Source organism: Methylomonas sp. MED-D, from assembly GCF_050276835.1.
GTDB lineage: Bacteria > Pseudomonadota > Gammaproteobacteria > Methylococcales > Methylomonadaceae > Methylomonas > Methylomonas koyamae_A.
Map to the genome: position 1 here is coordinate 229,011 of NZ_CP189965.1, position 18,200 is coordinate 247,210.

Annotated in this window: 18 protein-coding genes; 9 read left to right on the top strand and 9 right to left on the bottom strand. The window is 58.4% G+C overall.

What is annotated here, in order from left to right; all coding sequences use genetic code 11:
• Window positions 1-129: 129 nt before the first annotated feature.
• From ACQE3E_RS00995 to ACQE3E_RS01015, 5 genes are all read right to left on the bottom strand, one after another.
• Window positions 130-477 (bottom strand): antibiotic biosynthesis monooxygenase family protein, encoded by a 348-nt coding sequence (locus tag ACQE3E_RS00995; protein ID WP_313729323.1) that lies wholly within the window; start codon window positions 475-477, stop codon window positions 130-132.
• A 57-nt stretch (window positions 478-534) separates the two neighbouring features.
• Window positions 535-2,499 (bottom strand): serine/threonine protein kinase, encoded by a 1,965-nt coding sequence (locus ACQE3E_RS01000; protein ID WP_313729322.1) that lies wholly within the window; start codon window positions 2,497-2,499, stop codon window positions 535-537.
• A 72-nt stretch (window positions 2,500-2,571) separates the two neighbouring features.
• Window positions 2,572-2,859: a SelT/SelW/SelH family protein gene (locus ACQE3E_RS01005; protein ID WP_168030234.1), complete on the bottom strand. Its 288-nt coding sequence runs from the start codon at window positions 2,857-2,859 to the stop codon at window positions 2,572-2,574.
• 6 nt (window positions 2,860-2,865) lie between these two features.
• Window positions 2,866-4,215, bottom strand: a complete 1,350-nt coding sequence (gene mpl / locus ACQE3E_RS01010; protein ID WP_313729471.1) for a UDP-N-acetylmuramate:L-alanyl-gamma-D-glutamyl-meso-diaminopimelate ligase — start codon at window positions 4,213-4,215, stop codon at window positions 2,866-2,868.
• 27 nt (window positions 4,216-4,242) lie between these two features.
• A complete protein-coding gene (locus ACQE3E_RS01015; RefSeq protein WP_168030230.1) occupies window positions 4,243-4,767 on the bottom strand; it encodes an ankyrin repeat domain-containing protein in 525 nt (174 codons plus the stop codon).
• A 72-nt stretch (window positions 4,768-4,839) separates the two neighbouring features.
• Here ACQE3E_RS01015 and apaG point away from each other — a divergent pair, with 72 nt between their 5' ends.
• The 5 genes from apaG (at window position 4,840) to trpD (ending at window position 8,943) form a co-directional block, all read left to right on the top strand.
• Window positions 4,840-5,217 carry a Co2+/Mg2+ efflux protein ApaG gene (apaG, locus tag ACQE3E_RS01020; protein WP_064026361.1) on the top strand — a complete coding sequence of 126 codons (378 nt, stop codon included), beginning with the start codon at window positions 4,840-4,842 and terminating at the stop codon, window positions 5,215-5,217.
• Complete coding sequence (locus ACQE3E_RS01025) at window positions 5,217-6,044, top strand: symmetrical bis(5'-nucleosyl)-tetraphosphatase (protein WP_313729321.1); 828 nt, start codon at window positions 5,217-5,219, stop codon at window positions 6,042-6,044. The genes apaG and ACQE3E_RS01025 overlap by 1 nt, the downstream gene beginning before the upstream one ends.
• An 86-nt stretch (window positions 6,045-6,130) precedes the next feature.
• Window positions 6,131-6,457: a periplasmic heavy metal sensor gene (locus ACQE3E_RS01030; RefSeq protein WP_168030225.1), complete on the top strand. Its 327-nt coding sequence runs from the start codon at window positions 6,131-6,133 to the stop codon at window positions 6,455-6,457.
• Between the two features lie 68 nt (window positions 6,458-6,525).
• Window positions 6,526-7,830, top strand: coding sequence for an NAD(P)/FAD-dependent oxidoreductase (locus ACQE3E_RS01035; RefSeq protein ID WP_313729320.1), 1,305 nt, complete (start codon window positions 6,526-6,528; stop codon window positions 7,828-7,830).
• Between the two features lie 96 nt (window positions 7,831-7,926).
• Window positions 7,927-8,943, top strand: coding sequence for an anthranilate phosphoribosyltransferase (trpD, locus tag ACQE3E_RS01040; protein ID WP_071160182.1), 1,017 nt, complete (start codon window positions 7,927-7,929; stop codon window positions 8,941-8,943).
• Between the two features lie 110 nt (window positions 8,944-9,053).
• On the opposite strand, the gene ACQE3E_RS01045 is transcribed toward trpD, so the two are convergent.
• Complete coding sequence (locus ACQE3E_RS01045) at window positions 9,054-10,133, bottom strand: choice-of-anchor L domain-containing protein (RefSeq protein WP_064026352.1); 1,080 nt, start codon at window positions 10,131-10,133, stop codon at window positions 9,054-9,056.
• Window positions 10,134-10,657: 524 nt separating this feature from the next.
• Between ACQE3E_RS01045 and ACQE3E_RS01050 the strand changes: the two genes are divergently transcribed.
• From ACQE3E_RS01050 to ACQE3E_RS01065, 4 genes are all read left to right on the top strand, one after another.
• On the top strand, window positions 10,658-12,769 hold the full coding sequence (locus tag ACQE3E_RS01050; protein WP_313729319.1) for an acyltransferase family protein: 2,112 nt from the start codon (window positions 10,658-10,660) through the stop codon (window positions 12,767-12,769).
• 278 nt (window positions 12,770-13,047) lie between these two features.
• Window positions 13,048-13,674: an LON peptidase substrate-binding domain-containing protein gene (locus ACQE3E_RS01055; RefSeq protein WP_313729318.1), complete on the top strand. Its 627-nt coding sequence runs from the start codon at window positions 13,048-13,050 to the stop codon at window positions 13,672-13,674.
• 289 nt (window positions 13,675-13,963) lie between these two features.
• The gene (locus tag ACQE3E_RS01060) at window positions 13,964-14,368 is read left to right on the top strand and encodes a FixH family protein (protein WP_427501147.1); all 405 of its coding nucleotides are present in this window, start codon (window positions 13,964-13,966) and stop codon (window positions 14,366-14,368) included.
• A complete protein-coding gene (locus ACQE3E_RS01065; RefSeq protein ID WP_427501148.1) occupies window positions 14,365-15,732 on the top strand; it encodes a cytochrome-c peroxidase in 1,368 nt (455 codons plus the stop codon). Before ACQE3E_RS01060 ends, ACQE3E_RS01065 begins: the two co-directional genes overlap by 4 nt.
• A 231-nt stretch (window positions 15,733-15,963) precedes the next feature.
• On the opposite strand, the gene ACQE3E_RS01070 is transcribed toward ACQE3E_RS01065, so the two are convergent.
• The 3 genes from ACQE3E_RS01070 to ACQE3E_RS01080 all read right to left on the bottom strand — a co-directional run bounded on the left by ACQE3E_RS01070 (window position 15,964) and on the right by ACQE3E_RS01080 (window position 18,196).
• Window positions 15,964-16,236, bottom strand: coding sequence for a hypothetical protein (locus ACQE3E_RS01070; RefSeq protein ID WP_313729315.1), 273 nt, complete (start codon window positions 16,234-16,236; stop codon window positions 15,964-15,966).
• 120 nt (window positions 16,237-16,356) lie between these two features.
• Window positions 16,357-16,866 (bottom strand): formaldehyde-activating enzyme, encoded by a 510-nt coding sequence (fae, locus tag ACQE3E_RS01075; RefSeq protein WP_426991600.1) that lies wholly within the window; start codon window positions 16,864-16,866, stop codon window positions 16,357-16,359.
• Window positions 16,867-16,894: 28 nt separating this feature from the next.
• Window positions 16,895-18,196 carry a c-type cytochrome gene (locus ACQE3E_RS01080; protein WP_426991598.1) on the bottom strand — a complete coding sequence of 434 codons (1,302 nt, stop codon included), beginning with the start codon at window positions 18,194-18,196 and terminating at the stop codon, window positions 16,895-16,897.
• Window positions 18,197-18,200 lie beyond the last annotated feature (4 nt).

An 18,200-nucleotide genomic window follows, 5' to 3' on the forward strand; every position in this document is an offset into this window, starting at 1 on the left:
CAGAAACCTGCCGGCGCGGCGGTTCGCGCTGTGCGACGCCGACGATTTACCGTTAACAGATTCCGCTGACGATCGGCATTTGCGTTCTCGGCCCCGGATGCCGGACCGAACCGCCGTCGCCGCTACGGGTCAGGGCGTGACTTCGTAGTTGGAATACGGTTGCGACTTCAGTCTGTCTTCCAACACGGTCAGCTTCATGATCGGCTCGGCCAGTTCGTAGCAAGTCTCTACGCTGTCCTTCAACATCGCATAGCCTTCCGGATCGGCGACCGGTCGTTGCGACTGCCAGGCCTCGCGCCAAGCCGCTTCGTCCGGCCATTGCGCATAGGCTACCCAACTGCCGTCGGCATCGCGGTGCAACCGCGATCCGAGACTGCCGTACATTTGATAGACGGCGTCGGTCACCTTCAGCCAGCCCTCGCGAAATTTCGCTTCGTATCCCGGTTTCACCCGCCAACGATATACGGCAACAAACATGGCTATTCTCCTATCCAGTGTGTACGCGCCGGCCCGAGGCCGGCCTTCGATAATGTGTTACCAAGCTTCCAGCACCACCACTTTCCATTCCCGGTTCGCCACCGGATTTAGACTGACCCAAGAGGCGATGCGCCGGCCGCTATACGCCGCCGAATTTTCATAATACCCCACCCCGCCCCGTTGCCCGGCAATTTCTTCGGCCAATTGGCGCAGCTCCGGGAGTTGGGCATACCGTTCCTCCCGAAACAGATTTAGCCCGATTTCGTTTGTCTCGGTATCGAACAAAATCAACCCGTCATCCTGGATGATCCAAATGGTTCGGCGGCTGTCTTGCAACTCCGCGTGCAGTAAGCCGCCTAGAAATTCGGCGGCCTTGATACGACCGGAGACGAAGCCGATCGTCGCATTGCCGGCCTTGACCGGCGCGACCAGCGTGACAGCCTGATAACCTTCCGGTGCCGCATGCACCTGGCTCAGCACCGGCTCGCCGCTTTGTAAGGCCATTCGGTTATGTTCCAGCTGCGAAGTGTCGGCGCCGATCGCGTGCCGGTAGCGGGCCGGCGCCACGGCCAGGAGGGTGCCTGGCGCCCGGGTGGCGGCGGCACTTTCCAGACGCGGCAGCTCCGTGGTCAGTTTTTCCAAGCGCGGCGTGGCGCCGACCAGGTCGGCATCGGTCCGAAATTGAGTCGCGGCCTGAACTAAGCCGTTCAGCAAATTTGCGAATTCGCCGCCGATACTATAGGCAATCCGGCTGGCGACGGTTAGATTGGTGTTGGAAATGCGGGTTACGTCGGCCAGCGCCTGCTCGGCGCGTTGAAACTGTTGCTTGGCCTGTTCGCCCTCGGCGACCGCCAGTTTGTGGGCTTGCTTGGCTTCGATACCGAATCTCAATGCCAAGCCGGCGCCGATCACGATAGACGCCATGACCGCAGCTGTTGCCAGCAACAACACCTTGTTGCGGGCAATAAAACGCTTCAGCAGTTCGGCGCGGGTATAGGCGTAGGCATTGACGAGACGCCCGTCGCGAAACGCCCGCAATTCGTCGGCGAACGCGCCGGCATCCTTGAACCGCTTGGCCTTGTCCTTGGCCAACGCGTGATCGCAGATCGCCACCAGTTCGACCGGAGCCGCCAACTTCGGATTCCGCGCGGTCGGCATGGCCTGGTCGGAAGCCAACTCGGCTAGAATCCGGTCCATGCCGCCTTGTAGAGGAGGTCGGCCGTTCAGCAAATAAAATAGCATGCAGCCCAGCGCGAACACGTCAGTGCGGGCATCGATACCGCCGAAACGCGGGTCGGCTTGCTCCGGCGCCATGTAAGCCGGTGTGCCCAAGATGTCGCCGAGCCGGGTCAGGTCTTCGTCGTCATCAGCGTTCGAGCGGCCGGCGCGCGGTAACGGCGCCGCCGCCGACTCCGTCTCGCTTTCGACCTTGGCCAAGCCCCAGTCCAGCACGATGGTCTCGCCAAATTGACCCAGCACCACGTTGCCGGGCTTCAAATCGCGGTGGACCACGCCTTTGGAATGCGCGTAAGCCATCGCCTCGCAAACGTCGATCAGGCGGTCCAATAGGGCCAAACGCTTGGACAGCGCATGTTCGGGCAACGGATCGGCGTTGCACTCCTTCAGCGCCTGGGCCAAGGTGTCGCCGCGTACCAGTCGCATGACGTAGTAAGGCGCGCCGCTGGGCTTAACACCCAAGTCGTAGACCGGCACGATGCCGGGATGCTCCAGCCGGCCGGTGATGCGTGCCTCGCGCAGAAAGCGGGTGCTGAGTTCGCGGTCTTCGTTGGCGGCCTGGTCCAGCATTTCCTTGATCGCGACTTCCCGGCCGATACGCTCGTCGAAACCGAGCAGCACCTGGCCGACGCCGCCGGCACCGACCGCACCGCGCAACGAATAGCCGCCGCCGTAAGCCTCGTCGTTCGCGCGAGTGTCGGGCAACGGACGCGGGTAAGGCCGCGGTTTCAGCACCGTTAAATCGTCTTGCGGGAGAAGGCGGGTCAGGTCGTCGTCGGGCGTCATCGGCTAACCGTGGGAACAAACAGTTGCGCCAAGTATAGGTCGCTATTTGCGGTGGGGCCGGCCGCGCGCGGATTAGGTCGGCGGCGGCTTGCGGTCGGCGTGGCCCAGATCGCGCTCCGGGGCGATTTGATCGCGGACGCGTTGCTTAAGCTCGGTGATGTCCGGGAAGCGACCCTCGGCCTTGCGCGACCAGACCAGTACGCCGTCGGCATAGACCTCGAAAATGCCGCCGGTGCCGGGCTGCAAGGCCAGTTCGGTCAGGTCGCCGTCGAAAGTGCTCAGCAGTTCCTGAGCCATCCAGGCCGCGCGCAGCAGCCAGCGGCATTGGGTGCAATAGCGGATTTCGACACGGTGGCTCATAGCGACTTACAAAATCTCGCGCAAGCGTTGGTAGATGCCGCCGAAACTGCCGTTGCTCATCAACAAGACGTGGCAAACGCCGCCGGCTTCGGCGCGGATGGTTTCGATGATGGCATCCAGGCTGTTGCAAATCTCGATGTTGTTGGCGTATCTCAGCAATTGGCTCAAGTCCCAGCCCAGTCCGTCCGGCTGAAAGATGATGGCCTGGTCAGCCTGGCTCAGCGATTCGGCCAGCGACTGGGTATGTACGCCCAGGCGCATCGTGTTGGAGCGCGGTTCGACGATGGCCAGGATTTTTTCGCTGCCGACCTGTTTGCGTAGGCCGTCCAGCGTGGTTTGGATCGCGGTCGGGTGGTGGGCGAAATCGTCGTAGACGGTGATGCCGGCTTTCTTGACAATGACTTCCATCCGCCGCTTGACGTTCTGGAATTGGGCCAACGCGGCAATCGCGTCGGCCGGCAACACGCCGACATGACGAGCGGCGGCAATCGCCGACAAGGCGTTGTAGACGTTGTGTCGGCCGGTCAGCGGCCATTCGACGACGCCTTGGGCTTGGCCTTCGAAATGCACCGCGAAGCGGCTGCCGTCTTTGCTCAGCAATTCGGCTTGCCACGGCGCCGGGGCGTCGATCGCGGTCAGTTGCACCGGGGTCCAACAGCCCATGTCCAGTACTTCGGAGACATGCTGCTCGCAGTCGGGCGCGATAATCAAGCCTTGGCCGGGGATGGTTCTGACCAAATGGTGGAACTGTTTTTTGATCGCGTCCAGATTTTCGAAGATGTCGGCGTGGTCGTATTCCAGGTTGTTCAGAATCGCGGTGCGCGGCCGGTAGTGGACGAATTTCGAACGCTTGTCGAAAAAGGCGCAGTCGTATTCGTCGGCTTCGATGACGAAGAAATCCGATTCACCCAAGCGCGCCGAAATCCCGAAATTCAACGGTATGCCGCCGATCAGGAAACCCGGTTTGAAACCGTTGAATTCCAGTATCCAGCCGAGCATGCTGGTGGTGGTGGTCTTGCCGTGAGTGCCGGCCACCGCCAACACCCATTTGTGTTGCAGCACGTGTTCGGCCAGCCATTGCGGGCCGGAGATATAGGGCAAGCCCAGATTCAACACGGCTTCCACCTCGGGGTTGCCGCGCGACATCGCGTTGCCGATGACGACCAGATCCGGCTTGACGTCCAGATTTTCGGCCATATAACCGTTCATCAAGCGAATGCCTTGCTGTTCGAGTTGGGTGCTCATCGGCGGATAGACGTTCTGGTCCGAGCCGCTGACGCTGTAGCCGAGTTCGCGGGCGATCAGGGCCAAGCCGCCCATGAAAGTGCCGCAGATGCCGAGGATGTGAATATGCAAAGGTTTGTCGTTGGTCATGTGGCTGGTTTATTTGCCTGCTTCCTTGGGGGTCTCGCCTTCGGGCTTAGCTTCGCCTTCGGGTTTGGCTTCGGTTTCGGATTTGGTTTCTGTGCCTTTGGCGCCTGCCGCTTCCAGCAACTTGACGATGGTCTCGCGGCCCGTCTTCTTGGCTTTGTCGAGGATTTTGACATTCTGGCCGTCGGCGGCATTGACGTTGGCGCCGGCCGCGATCAACACGCCGACCACATCGGCGCTGCCGAACATCACCGCGTCGCCAAGCGCGGTGGCGCCGGTTTTATCGGCGGCATTCACGTCGGCGCCGTAGGCCAAAAGCGCTTTGACCACCCGCAGATTGCCGTTGAAACTGGCCGCCATCAGCGCGGTTCTGTCCTGTTCGATCTTGGCGTTGACATCCTCGCCTTGAGCCAGCAAAGCCTCGACTCGCTCCGGCTTGCCGGCCGCCGCCGCCGCGAACAGCTCCTTGCCGCCCTCGGCGCCGGCGGTAACTGAAATCGTCAGCAGCGCCAGCGCCGCGAATCGGGTCGTGAACATTCGGATTGCTTGCTTGCGTTTGCTTATCAGTTGGGTTGAAATAACCGGCATAACGATTTACATCATCTATCAATGAGCGAAAAAAACAAAGTTTTAGTTGAGGCCCAGCCTTACTACATCGAGGCGCAATCTTCGCCCGAAGACAACCGCTACGTGTTCGCCTATACCGTGACGATTACCAACGTCGGTTCCAGCGCCGCCAAGTTGCTGACCCGGCATTGGCTGATTACCGACGCCAACGGCAAGGTGCAGGAAGTCAACGGCGAAGGCGTGGTCGGCGAACATCCGCATCTGAACCCCGGCGATTCGTTCCGTTACACCAGCGCGGCGATGATCGAAACCCCGGTCGGCGTGATGCAGGGCAAATACCAGATGCAGGCCGACAACGGCGAAAGCTTCAACGCGAACATACCTAAATTTACCTTGTCGATTCCCCGCACTCTGCATTAATGGCGACCTACGCGATAGGCGATATTCAAGGGTGTTACGACGACTTGCGCCGCCTACTGGACCGGGTAGACTTCGATCCGGGTAAGGATACGCTGTGGTTGGCCGGCGATCTGGTGAATCGGGGGCCGAAGTCGCTGGAGACCTTGCGCTTCGTCAGGAGTTTGGGCGACGCGGCAGTCTGCGTGCTTGGCAACCACGATCTGCATCTGATCGCCACCGTGGTGGCGCTGGGCAAGTCCAGCAAGAAAGACACGCTGGGCGCCATTCTGCGAGCCGCCGACTGCGACGAATTGATAGCTTGGCTGCGCCATCGTAAATTATTCCATTACGACGATGATTATTGCATGCTGCATGCCGGTCTGCCGCCGCAGTGGGATTTCGAACTGACCCGGCAAATGGCGCTGGAAACCGAACAGGCCATGCAGAGTCCGGACTACGAGCGCTTCTTTCGGTCCATGTACGGCAACAAGCCGGCGGTCTGGCAGGACGATCTCAGCCACACCGAGAAACTGCGGTTTGCGATCAATTGTTTCAGCCGACTCCGTTATTGCAGCGCCGACGGCGTGTTGGATTTCACGCAAAAAGGTCCGCTCGGCAGCCAGCCCGCGCATTTGCTCCCCTGGTTCGCGGTGCCCGGCCGGCGCAGTCTGGGCATGCGGATCATCTTCGGCCATTGGTCCACTTTGGGGTATTACGAAGGCTACAACTGCTACGGTATCGATACCGGTTGTCTGTGGGGCGGCCAATTGACCGCGCTGGAATTGTCCGACCCGCCGCGCCGCCACCAAGTCGAATGCCAAGCCGCCAGCGATCCGCTGGCCGTATGAAAACCTGAACTTTAGCGGTGTTTGCTTATCCATTTCGACGCCGCCCTGAAGGCGCGCATTCATTCAACCCTCCGAGAGTACATCCGATGATTAAACCGCTACTGATGCTGGCCGCGCTGATTTTGCCGCTGACCGCGACTGCCTACCCCAGCGAAAACGATTACGGTCAACCGACCGACCACAAGCTCGAGCACTTGAGCAAAATGCTGCAACTGACGCCCGAGCAAAAAACCAAGCTGGAAGCCATTTTCACCGAGCAACACGCCAAATTCCGGGCGATACACGAAGAGTCGCACGCCCGCATCAAGGAAGTGCTGACCCCGGAACAGATGCAGAAAATGGACGAGATGCGCAAGGAGCATATGGAAAAACGCCAGGAAAAGCGTGGTGCGCTCAAACCCAGCCAACCTTGATCGGTTCGGTTCCTCGCATGATAGGTCAGCCGCCATGCTAACTCGCATACTTCTGGGCTTGGCGGCCGGTGCCAATAGCCGGCCCTGGACGCTTACGCCGGCACCGGCCGGAACAAGTCTTGGCGGCGAACGGATCGCCGGGCATGGATAGCTCGCCCACCGTCGCCATCGTCGGCGCCGGTCCGGCCGGTTTGATGGCCGCCGAAGTGCTGGCTCAAGCCGGTGCCGCTGTTACCGTTTACGACGCGATGCCGTCGGCCGGGCGCAAATTCCTGATGGCCGGCAAAGGTGGCTTGAACATCACCCATGTCGAAGGTTTTGAAAGTTTTTTATCGCGCTACGGTGCACGGAGCCACGCTCTGGCCGGGTTTATACACGATTTCTCGCCGGAGATTTTGCGCCATTGGGCGGCCGAATTAGGCATTGCGACTTTCGTCGGCAGTTCTGGCCGGGTGTTTCCCAACGAAATGAAAGCGGCGCCGCTACTGCGCGCCTGGCTGCATCGGCTGCGCGGCAGCGGTGTCAAATTCCGGATGCGTCATCGCTGGCTGGGTTGGACCGACCAGCGGCTGCGCTTTGCGAGTCCGGACGGCGAAAAACTGATCGAAACCGATGCACTGGTATTGGCCTTGGGCGGTGCCAGTTGGCCGCAGTTGGGTTCCGACGGCGCCTGGACTCAGCCCCTGGCCGAGCGCGGCGTGACCATCTCGCCGTGGCAACCCGCCAACTGCGGCTTCGAAACCGGTTGGAGCGATTATTTCCGCGAACGCTTTGCCGGCGAGCCGCTGAAGTCGGTGGCCTTGACGTTTGTCGGAAACGACGGCCTGGAATGCCGGCGGCTTGGCGAAATGACGATCGCGGATTACGGTTTGGAAGGCGGCTTGATCTATACGTTGTCTGCGCCGATTCGCCAGCAGATCGCCGCCAACGCCGCCGCCGTCGTCCATTTGGATTTACTGCCCGGCTTAACGGTCGAGGAAGCCGGCCAGCGTGCCGGGCAAGCGCGCGGCAAAATGAGTTTGAGCAATCATCTGCGCAAACGCTTGGGTCTCGGCGGCGTAAAAATGGCGCTGCTCCGCGAAGTCTTGAGCGCCGCCGAAATCAACGACCCGCACCGCCTCGCTATCGCGGCAAAAGCCCTGCCTATCCGCCTGAGCGTGGCCCGACCGCTGGCCGAGGCGATCAGCAGCGCCGGCGGCATAGACTTTGCCGAACTTGACCAAGGCTTGATGCTGCGGCGTTTGCCGGGGGTGTTCGCGGCCGGCGAAATGTTGGACTGGGAGGCGCCGACCGGCGGCTATCTGCTGACCGCTTGCCTGGCGACCGGCCGCGCCGCCGGGCTGGGCGCGGCTACCTGGCTGCAAGCACGTTGACATTTGCGGCGCGTCGCGGTTTGTTATCATAACCGTCTACCTTAACCGGCCGCCCGGGACTGCCGTTCCGAAGCGCCCCAACCCACGACGCTTGCCATGCAAATTCAGGCCACGCTGCAAAAACTGCTGGATAAACACGACCTCGACGGCGAGGAAATGCGCGCGGCGATGCGCGCGATGATGAACGGCAAGTTGACCGACGCCCAAATCGCCGGTTTTTTGATCGCGTTGCGTTGCAAAGGTGAAACCATAGACGAAATTGCCGCGGCGGTCGGCGTGCTGCGGGAGTTGGTGCACAAGGTGCCGGTGACGGGCAAACACGTCATCGATACCTGCGGCACCGGCGGCGACGGCGCCAATACCTTCAACATCTCTACGACGGCGGCTTTCGTGGTCGCGGCGGCCGGCGGTAAGGTCGCCAAACATGGTAACCGTTCGGTGTCCAGCTGCTGCGGTAGCGCCGATTTGTTGGAAGCCGCCGGCGTCAATCTGGACCTGCCGGCCGAGCAAGTCGGCCAATGCGTCGAAGACATCGGCGTCGGCTTCCTGTTTGCCGCGAAGCACCATAGCGCGGTGCGCCACACGGTCGGGCCGCGCAAGGAAATGGGCGTGCGCACGCTGTTCAACCTGATCGGTCCGTTGTCGAATCCGGCCAATGCGCCGCACCAGCTGATCGGTGTATTCGACAAACAATGGCTGGTGCCGGTGGCCGAGGTATTGAAACGCCTGGGCAGCCGCCACGTGCTGGTCGTGCATGCCCACGACGGCCTGGATGAAATCAGTATCGCCGCGCCGACTGACGTCGCCGAACTGCACAACGGCGCGATCGGCACTTACACAATTACCCCTGAATATTTCGGCCTGCGCCGCGCACCGCTCGACAGTCTGGCCATCACCTGTGCCGAGGACAGCCTGACCATCGTCAAGGCCGTGCTGAATAATCGTCCCGGCCCGGCGCTGGACATCGTCGCGCTGAACGCAGGCGCCGCGATTTACGCCGCCGACCTGACCGACTCGCTGGAAGCCGGCGTCCGCCGGGCCTATGCGGTGCTGGCGGACGGTAGCGCGTTAGCCAAGTTCGAGGCCTTGGTAGGGTATTCCAAAGTCGGTTAAAGCATTGATTTTTTTCTAATCATTCGAGTAGCCACTCGGCGAGCGGCTGTTAGCTTGAAAGAGGGATTGAATCCGGGCCGTTTGGTTCGCCGGCCACGCTCAAGCCTTCCCTAGCGTCTACGTCGCAATCCGCCCACCAGCGCTAATCCCGATACGAACAACCCCAACGATGCCGGCAGCGGCACGGCGGTCGGCACGTTGGCTTGGAATACGCCGGGCACCGTGGCGGAGCGCAGGCCGGATAGGAACACCGCGCTATCCCAAAGCGGATCGTTGGAATCGGCAATGACGGCTTCCAGACTATGATTGGCCAGGGCTGGGTTCAGTAAGGCATTGACGGTCAAAACCGCCGTATAACCGTCGAACTCGAACGGAACCGAGCTGGCGCCGGCGTTGGGCGTCAGAAAGCCGTTGTCGTTTTGTACGGTGTCGGTGCACGGATAAACGCCATTGCTGCTGCAATTGTCCAGCACCACGAAGTTCGAGGCATCGAAGTGTGCGTAATTGACGCCGTCCACGACCAACGCAAAGCCGTCGCGGAAAATGCCGGTCCATTCCGGGTATTCCTCGGAGGCAAACACGAACTGGGTCGTGATGCCGTTGGCGCTCGACGCTGACGGATCCAGGGTAAAGTCGAACTTCAGCGAATTGGCGTCGTAGGTCATTTGCTTGCTGAGCTTGGAAACTTCGTAGCTCGCGCCGGTTCCGGTCACGCCGGTTGCCCCGCTGGACGTGTTGGAATGGGCAAAGTTAGCCATGCCGGTGGTCAGGACGATGCCGTCGGCGTTCACCACGCTGCTGAATTCGCTGGCGGCATAGACCCGCGCCTGGTCGCCCTTGCCGATGTAACTCACGTTTTGCGCGACGATGCCGCTGTTGGGCACCCGCCAGGCATTCAACAATTGATTGCCGGTCACGGTATCAAGCGGAGTCTGCACCGGCGGCGGAGTGACTTTTATCGTCTCCAGTTCGGTTTCGGTGATTTCCGGTGTGTCGGCATCGTTTTGCTTTTCCGCGCCGTATTGCAGCACGTAAAGGTCCGAAGCGGAGGGATTGTCGTCCACGGTGCCGCTGTTACCTCCGCCTCCGTTCCCGCCATTTCCACCACCGCCGTTACCGCCGCCGGCAGCCCAGGTTGCGTTCGTAGCCGCCAGTAAAACCATTAGTACAGCCAAATTCACGATTTTCATATTCGATCTTTCTTTTTCAGGGTTAAAGGTCATTCGTTTCCCAGCTCGGCGATCCGATCGGGGCCGGTTAGATTGGAAATCCCTTCCGCGCCGTTCGGTCTCGCTAACATGTGTTAATGCGAACTGGCGCGTAAGAAGTTCAATCGGATAAATTTTCGGTGCGAAATGAGGTTAAGAATTGGGCTGCGCGATAACGACGCAGTTTGAAAGGCCGAAGCCCGCGTAAGTCGTAACGGACGCGGGCAATACCGGGTTCACGCGCCGACGTGAGGTATCAACCGGTTTCGATAGCCGCGACTGTCCTAAATCCAAGGCTTATCGGGGCCGGGGCGGCCGATTGACGACGGCGCCGTGAAGCAATATGATCGCCGCCAGAGTTGTCATTCTGTTGTCTTGATTCCGGGCGAACCGCGATGGCGCCAGATTCAGCGACTCGCCACACATGCGTTCTGCTTTACTCCATCAGTCACCTATAGTGCGGGCAAGAAGTCGAACTTATGCCACTTTAGCGTGCCGGGAGCTTCATGACCTTTACCCAGTCCCACGTTTTAAACCCTAGTCTGTCTCATCCGAAATATCGCCCCGATATCGATGGCTTGCGAGCCATCGCCGTGCTGTCGGTCGTTGCGTTCCATGCCTTTCCGAACGGTTTAAAAGGCGGCTTCATCGGCGTCGATATCTTTTTTGTGATTTCCGGCTATTTAATTTCCACGATCGTTTTTCAGAACCTGGAAAAGGGTACGTTCAGTTTCAGCGAGTTTTACATTCGCCGGATCAAACGTATTTTTCCGGCGTTGATTCTGGTATTGGCGGCAAGCTTTACGTTCGGCTGGTTCGCGCTGTTTGCCGACGAGTACAAACAGTTGGGCAAGCATATCGCCGCCGGTGCCGGCTTCGTGTCGAATCTGGTGTTGTGGAATGAGGCCGGTTATTTCGACAGCTCCGCCGAAACCAAGCCCTTGCTGCATTTGTGGAGCTTAGGTATCGAGGAACAGTTTTATATTGTCTGGCCGTTGTTGCTGTGGCTGGCGTGGCGGAAAAATTTCAATTTGTTTACGGTGACGGCGATCGTCGCCATTGCCTCGTTTTATTTGAATGTTCGCGGCGTATTGAACGATTCGGTCGCCACGTTTTACTCGCCGCAAACTCGGTTTTGGGAACTGCAGTGCGGCAGTTTGTTGGCGTGGATGGCCTTGTACCGCAAGCACGCCTTCGCATCGGTTCGACACAGGCTGGACGGTTGGCTGGTGGCCGTCGTCTATCGGGAGGGCCAGCCGGTGGATGGCAGAACCCTGGCGAACGTGTTGTCTTTCCTCGGTATCGCGCTGTTGATTTACGGGTTCAGCGTCATCGACAAGGACTCCGACTTTCCCGGCAAATGGGCGATATTGCCGATGCTCGGCGCGGTATTGATCATTTCGGCCGGACCGAATGCTTGGGTCAATCGGAAGTTGTTATCCAACCGGCTAGCGGTTTGGGTCGGTCTCATCAGCTTTCCGCTATACCTGTGGCATTGGCCGCTGCTGTCCTTCGCTCACATCATTCAAACCGACGAGCCCAGTGCCAATATCCGAATCGCCGCGGTGCTGTTGACGGTGGTGTTGGCGTGGTTGACGTATGCCTTGGTCGAGAAACCGATACGCTTGGGTAAGCACAGCGGCGCCAAGACCTTGACCTTATTGCTGCTGATGCTGGGTATCGGAAACGTCGGCTACCAGTTATATCTGAAAAACGGCCTGGAGTTTCGGGATGCCGACGCGCTCAGTAAAACCCAGATGTTCGCCGATGTGAACGGTACCGTGCTGTTCAATACGCCGGAAGATTGGGTAGACGATCGATGCCGCGCCGAATTGGGAGCCAGTTACAATTACTTGATCTGTCGATTTACCAGCGCCACGCCGAAAACCTTGGTGGTAGGCGACAGCCACGCCGCGCAGTTTGTCTACGATTCCATTTCTCATGGCGCCGACGATCTGGCGCTGGTGGCGGTGAACGGCTGTCTGCCGTTTATCGATTTGGTTACGATCAATCCGACCGAGCAGTACGAGGAAAAGTCGACGCGTTGCAAGGTCATCATGCCCATCGTGCTGAAACTGTTGCGGGATTTTCCGTCGATACAGCGGATTGCGTTTGCTACCCGAGGCGCGATGTATATCGAAGGCTCCGGTTACGGCAATACCGAAACCAAAAATGTTTATCGGATTATCAACGGTCCCGACGATGTATTGGTGGAAAATTATCACAAGTTTATCGACGGTTATTTGGATTCGATTAATCCGATCCTAAAACTCGGAAAAGAAGTGGTGTTTATCGAAGACGTGCCGGAAATTGGCGTCAAGGCCAAAAATTGCGTTGACGAGCGGCCGTTTCATATCAGCTCGAAAGATCGCCCGGAATGCAGCGTATCCAGAACGTCGTTCGACAAACGTAATGCCAATTATCGGAAGGCGGTGGATTCCATCGTTAACTCAACCCAGCATCAGGTTAAGGTATTCTCGGCCTATCAATATTTGTGCAACGATATTTCTTGCGGCGGCATGCACGAGGATATGTCTTACTTTTACGACGACGATCATCTTTCGATGCGCGGCAGCCATTTTATTTTTGGAAAGTTCGCCGAATGGCTGGACCGGTAAACCGGCCAAGCATTCCGAAGTTCGAGTCCGCTTCCGGGCATGCCGGCGCCGAAGGCGTATTGTGCTGTCTGAGAAGTCCTCTAATCCACTTGTAAACCGCGACTGATTCCGTTCAGTTGTGTGGAATGGGATATTTGGGACGCGCGGAAGATTAACGTAATCAATTCAAGGGCGACGATCACCTTAGTTTTATCAAAATCGCTAAAAATAGTTTTCGCTATTTTTAATGGCTTAGCACACGAACTGAATAGCGATAACCAACCATTAGGATTGATAACATGCAATCACTGCAAACCGGCGACCAAGCCCTATTTCCCCTGAATATCCCCTTATTCCCAAAATGCACTTTACAACTGCAAATATTCGAACAGCGCTATATCAAGATGATATCTGCTTGTTTACGAAGTGGATCGAGTTTTACCGTATGCTTGCTGCGCGAGGGTTTTGAAAAACAGGAAGTGCTTGTTAATGCCGATTCACCCGCAAAGAACGAGTCAATTTTTTATTCAATCGGTACCAGCGCTAAAATCATCGACTTTGGCCAAATGCCCAATGGCTTGCTGTCTATCTCTTTACGGGGCGAGCAACGCCAAAGTCTGGATGAAATTCATCAACAAGCCGATGGACTGTGGCTTGCCAAAACGGGCAATTTAGAGGAAGTAAACGTTTGCAACGGGGAAGTTCTACCTATTTGGGCGGCCGTTTTGAAAAGTTTGATCCAAAGTGGCGTTGTCAGCTGTTCCGAGGTGGAACTTTACGACCACCCGGAACTAGCGATGAATTATTTTGCCATGTACGCACCTCTGCCATCGCATTTGAAGCAATCTTTATTGGAAATAGATGACTTACAAATTCGCTGGCAACGTTTGCAAGAATTTACCGCGCAAAGCTTAATTAAGGTTTAGATGTAATGATTTAGCCTGGATAACACGTGGCCTTAATCCAAGTTTCGCCTTTTAAAACGAGAGAGTGAGGGGAATATATTTAAATAATCCGCTATCCCTCATTTTCAAAGAGGGGGCAGATCGCTGAGCAGTGACAAAATCCGTTTGATTGCAAGCTGGCACGGAAATTTCTAAGTAGTCCGGACACTCGCGGAAACCGCCGGATCGAGCGCGTTGGACGAGTGCCATTGTTTAGAAATCGAACATAGACATTGTTCATCTGCCTGCAATTCGAACACTTGCGCCACTAATGGATAACTTGAGATACCTGCGTATCGCGTTGGGCATGGTCTTGGCCCTAAGCATTTCCCCCTCTTCGGCGACCGACGCCCACATCAGCGACAAAGGCCTGTACCGGGTGAGTTGGCAAAGCTTGGCCCCGGAACTGACAACCGATTTGATACACGAGTGGCTATTGCATGTGGAGACCGCTGACCGACGTCCGGCGGATAACCTGATCATCACCGTTTCCGCCCACATGCCGGGACATGCGCACGGCCTGCCGACTCAACCCAGGGCGACTGCGTACCTCGGCAACGGCGACTACCGAATCGCCGGCATGAAATTTCAAATGAGCGGCGTTTGGTGGGTACGCTTCGATTTTTGGCGTAAGAACCGGCGCGACTGGGTGATCTTCGAGGTCCCGGTCAAATGAGCGCCCCGTTCAAACCCGAGCTCGCCCCAGCGATCGGCCGGGACGATAAGCCCGGTGCCGTAGACATTCCTAGAAACGAACCGCTTACCCGGCAACGGCAGACTTGTTCGGCCAAGCGCTTGGCGGGCGGTTGGACTCTGCTCCTGGTGTTGAGCGCGACCAATGCTGGGGCGATCGATTCCGGACTATGGTCCGATAGCGAACTGACCACGCTGCGCTCGCTAGCGCTGTCCAGTCTGCCGCCGTTGCCGGCCGATCCGTCCAACCGCTTCGCCGACGACCCGGCGGCCGCGGTGTTGGGGCGGCGCTGGTTTTTCGACCAAGGGCTCAGTTCGAACGGCAAAGTCGCTTGCGCCAGTTGTCACGATCCGGACCGGGATTTCCAGGACGGGCGAGACCTGGCGAAAGGCGTCGGCCGAACCAACCGTCGCGCGATGCCGCTAGCGGGCATGGCTTACAGCCCGTGGCTGTTTTGGGACGGTCGCAAGGACAGCCAATGGGCGCAGGCGCTCGGTCCGCTGGAAAACCCCAACGAACACAATCTGACCCGCGGCGGTTGCGCCAAATGGGTGTTGGCGCATTACCGGTGCGAATATCGCGCTGTGTTCGGAGAGCCGCCCGATCTGTCGGCGCTGCCGGATAACGCCGGTCCGCTGGGCGACAAGCGAGCTCGGCGTGCTTGGATCGGGCTTGACGATTCGGCGCGCGACGCAGTCAATCGGGTTTTTGCTAATGTCGGCAAAGCCATCGCGGCTTTCGAGCGGCGCATCGCGTGGAACGAAAGCCGGTTCGACGCCTATGTGCGGGCCTTGGGGGAACAGGCTCCGGCCACGCCGGAAAACTCGTTGAGCTCGGAAGAGATCGCCGGACTGAAACTGTTCATCGGCAAGGCCCATTGTGCCGAATGTCATCGCGGGCCATTGTTCACCGATTTGGATTTTCACAATACCGGCGTGCCGGCCCGCCCCGGTTTGCCCAAGGATTTGGGGCGCCTGGCCGGCGCGGAACAGGTCGTCGCCGACGAATTCAATTGCCTCGGCGGTTACAGCGATGCCAGTCCGGAACAATGCCGGGAGTTGAACTTCATCAACAAGGGTGAGCGACGCCTGTTGCGGGCCTATAAGCCGCCCAGTTTGCGCAACGTCGCGCAGCGTCCGCCCTATATGCATGCCGGACAATTCGCCAGCCTGGAAGCGGTGATCGGCCACTATAACCGGGCGCCCGCCGCCCCGGCGGGGCGCAGCGAAATCAAACGCTTGCATCTGAAGCCTGCCGAAATACGCCAACTGGCCGCCTTTCTGAACACGCTGAGCGGCACCATCGATAGCCCGGCCGACGCGCGACCGCCTGAGTCGTCTCGATAGCCTGTCAGCGCTCGAAGAGGCTTGCCTTGAACTGGCACGCCCGCAATCAAGCGCGTCGTGGAAACCGAACCGATTCCGTTCAGGAGTGCCCGTGGGCTTAGGCTGGCGGTTTACACGGACGTGCAAAATCCCGTGCCCGCCGACAAGCCGGCGGACGCATCTATTCGGGAAGAGGACCGAAGGCGCCGGCGGCTTTGGGTAAAACCCCGCGCCCCGCGCTATGGTCTCGCTTTAATTACGCTTGGGACAGTTTTCGCAACGCGTTTCCCAGCCGGTTTGCAAGGCCAGATCCATTTTGGCTTCCAGTCGCGCCAAATGCCGGTTCAGCGCGCGAATTTCCTGATGCAGGGATTGGTTGTTTTCGTGTATGTGCTGGAAGTGGGTCTGAAAATATTTTGGCAGCGGAAACAGCTCGATAAAATCGGATTCCGGTTTGGCTTGCCGTTTGTTTTTCTTGGCTGCCTGAATATTTTGGGATTGCGATACAGTCGTCAATTGCGTCATTGGATAACTCCTTTTCAGTCAATGCGTTTGCCTCGGCGAACGCTGGATAAATCCATCCGGGATCTCTCGTGTGTGCATCCTTGCCCGTTGCCGATGCCGGACCCGCCGGCGCCGGCAGACTCATTTCGCGGCATAGGGGTGCTTGGCACCGGCCTTGGCCCCAATCACTTCGGCCGCGCCGGGTCGGTGGGAAACCGCCCGTTCGATAGCCAATTTGGTTGCTTGGTAGTTGTAGCGTTCGATTTTGTTGTCGTCCTCTGCGGCCCAATGGATGAACACGCCGACCGAGATGAACAAATCGTCGGCCTGCTCGAGTGGGATCGTGCCGTTTTCAACCGAATCGGCCACGGCCATTGCCACGCCGCGCTGGGCAGGACCGAACATTTGCACGGCCTGCCTGGCGCCCTTGATCGTGACTTTGTTGAACAGGATCGTGGCCGGCTTGACCATCAAATTCGGCGCGACGACGGCCAACAGCGTCGAAAAGCCCTCCTTGTTGTTGGTCAATGCCAGTGCGAACGCGGTTTCGGCGGCGGAGCCGCGCGGCCCCAGGATCAGGTCGATATGAGCAATCTCGTTGCCGTCGCCGACTAAGGCTTCCCCGACGCAAAGATGAGTGATTTTCGTCATGACGGTTTGTCTCGTGAGAGGTTAAAACTTAGCGCAACATGTAGTCGGCGATGGCCTGCAGTTCGGTTTCGCTCAGATGCGGAAAACCGGGCATTTGCATGCTGTTCTCGCGCTTCTTGCCGGGATTTTGGGTCCAGCGGATCAGGCCCTTGGCGTCTCCGGCGTAAATTCGGCGGATTTCCCCCATGTCCGGGCCGACCGTCGGCAGATTAATATGGTGGCAAGCCGCGCAATTGCGCTGAAACGCTTGTTCGCCGAGATCGACCGGTTCGCTTTGTTGCACCAATGCGGCCGATTCCGCCTCTTGCCTGGCGTCGGCCGCCGCAGCCAGATAGTTGGCGGTTTTCTGGGCGATCGCGGCTTTATGGTCTTTCAACGCGTGTTCTCGATACTGGTGGCGGGCCACGGCCATTGCCAAGATCGTGCAGGCGAACAGAACTATGATTCTGCTGAAATGCCTGTCCAGCGAGTTGTCTGGGTTCACCAGATTGCCCCACATCCAGTACAGCGCCGGAACACCGAAACCGCCGCCGGCGAACAACAACAAGGTGACGCCCCAGCTCATGCCCTGGGCCGGCAGACTGACGAAGACCACCAACCCTGACAATATCTGAAAGATGGTCGCGCCAAACGCAAAGGCGTAGAAAAAGCGGCGTACCGATTGCAGCAACGGTTGGCTGAGTTTGACCTCGGCTTGAAATGCCGGCCGGCCGCTCCACCACGCGAAAAACAGCGCGCTGAATAAAATCGCCGCCGAAACGAAGTGCAAGTAACGCTGCAACACGTTCGGCAACAACACTGCCGAGAAAAAGCCTTTCACCTCCGGCCAATATTCCGGAAACAACATCAGATTGACGTTGGTCATGTAGATCAGCGGAATAAACAGGAACAGTGCCGATTCCAGCGCGGCGATGCCGATATGCAATTCCGGAATGTTGACGAAGCGATCCCACCAAAACTTATGCGCGTAGGCCAGCAGAAAAGCGACCGCCACCAGTGGGATTACGGCCATCCAGGCGCCGCCGATCAAGGCGCTGGACGCGTAAAACTGCGGCGCGTACAGCGTGTTGATGATCAACAGCGGAGCGACGCCCATCACCACCGCCAGACTTTTGTTGACGGTGACCGCCTGGGCGATTTTATAGGCCAATCGCTCGTATTCGATCTGCTTCAGGCCCTTGATCTGGCAGAACAGGCTAAACAGCGATCCACCCAGCATCATATGCACGAACACAATATGCACGATGAACGAGACGATCAACAAGACTTCGAGCAATCCCTCCGGCGCCGGCAGCGGAAGCGGGATGTCGCGAGGTACTGGAACATTCATGTCG

Excerpts from the sequence above, each read along its gene's own strand:
- ACQE3E_RS01025 (WP_313729321.1), top strand. The coding sequence starts at position 5,217 with ATGGCGACCTACGCGATAGGCGATATTCAAGGGTGTTACGACGACTTG.
- fae (WP_426991600.1), bottom strand. The coding sequence starts at position 16,866 with ATGACGAAAATCACTCATCTTTGCGTCGGGGAAGCCTTAGTCGGCGAC.
- ACQE3E_RS01015 (WP_168030230.1), bottom strand. The coding sequence starts at position 4,767 with ATGTTCACGACCCGATTCGCGGCGCTGGCGCTGCTGACGATTTCAGTT.
- ACQE3E_RS01000 (WP_313729322.1), bottom strand. The coding sequence starts at position 2,499 with ATGACGCCCGACGACGACCTGACCCGCCTTCTCCCGCAAGACGATTTA.
- trpD (WP_071160182.1), top strand. The coding sequence starts at position 7,927 with ATGCAAATTCAGGCCACGCTGCAAAAACTGCTGGATAAACACGACCTC.
- ACQE3E_RS01060 (WP_427501147.1), top strand. The coding sequence starts at position 13,964 with ATGGATAACTTGAGATACCTGCGTATCGCGTTGGGCATGGTCTTGGCC.
- ACQE3E_RS01055 (WP_313729318.1), top strand. The coding sequence starts at position 13,048 with ATGCAATCACTGCAAACCGGCGACCAAGCCCTATTTCCCCTGAATATC.
- ACQE3E_RS01070 (WP_313729315.1), bottom strand. The coding sequence starts at position 16,236 with ATGACGCAATTGACGACTGTATCGCAATCCCAAAATATTCAGGCAGCC.
- ACQE3E_RS01065 (WP_427501148.1), top strand. The coding sequence starts at position 14,365 with ATGAGCGCCCCGTTCAAACCCGAGCTCGCCCCAGCGATCGGCCGGGAC.
- ACQE3E_RS00995 (WP_313729323.1), bottom strand. The coding sequence starts at position 477 with ATGTTTGTTGCCGTATATCGTTGGCGGGTGAAACCGGGATACGAAGCG.
- ACQE3E_RS01005 (WP_168030234.1), bottom strand. The coding sequence starts at position 2,859 with ATGAGCCACCGTGTCGAAATCCGCTATTGCACCCAATGCCGCTGGCTG.
- ACQE3E_RS01045 (WP_064026352.1), bottom strand. The coding sequence starts at position 10,133 with ATGAAAATCGTGAATTTGGCTGTACTAATGGTTTTACTGGCGGCTACG.
- ACQE3E_RS01050 (WP_313729319.1), top strand. The coding sequence starts at position 10,658 with ATGACCTTTACCCAGTCCCACGTTTTAAACCCTAGTCTGTCTCATCCG.
- apaG (WP_064026361.1), top strand. The coding sequence starts at position 4,840 with ATGAGCGAAAAAAACAAAGTTTTAGTTGAGGCCCAGCCTTACTACATC.
- ACQE3E_RS01080 (WP_426991598.1), bottom strand. The coding sequence starts at position 18,196 with ATGAATGTTCCAGTACCTCGCGACATCCCGCTTCCGCTGCCGGCGCCG.
- ACQE3E_RS01030 (WP_168030225.1), top strand. The coding sequence starts at position 6,131 with ATGATTAAACCGCTACTGATGCTGGCCGCGCTGATTTTGCCGCTGACC.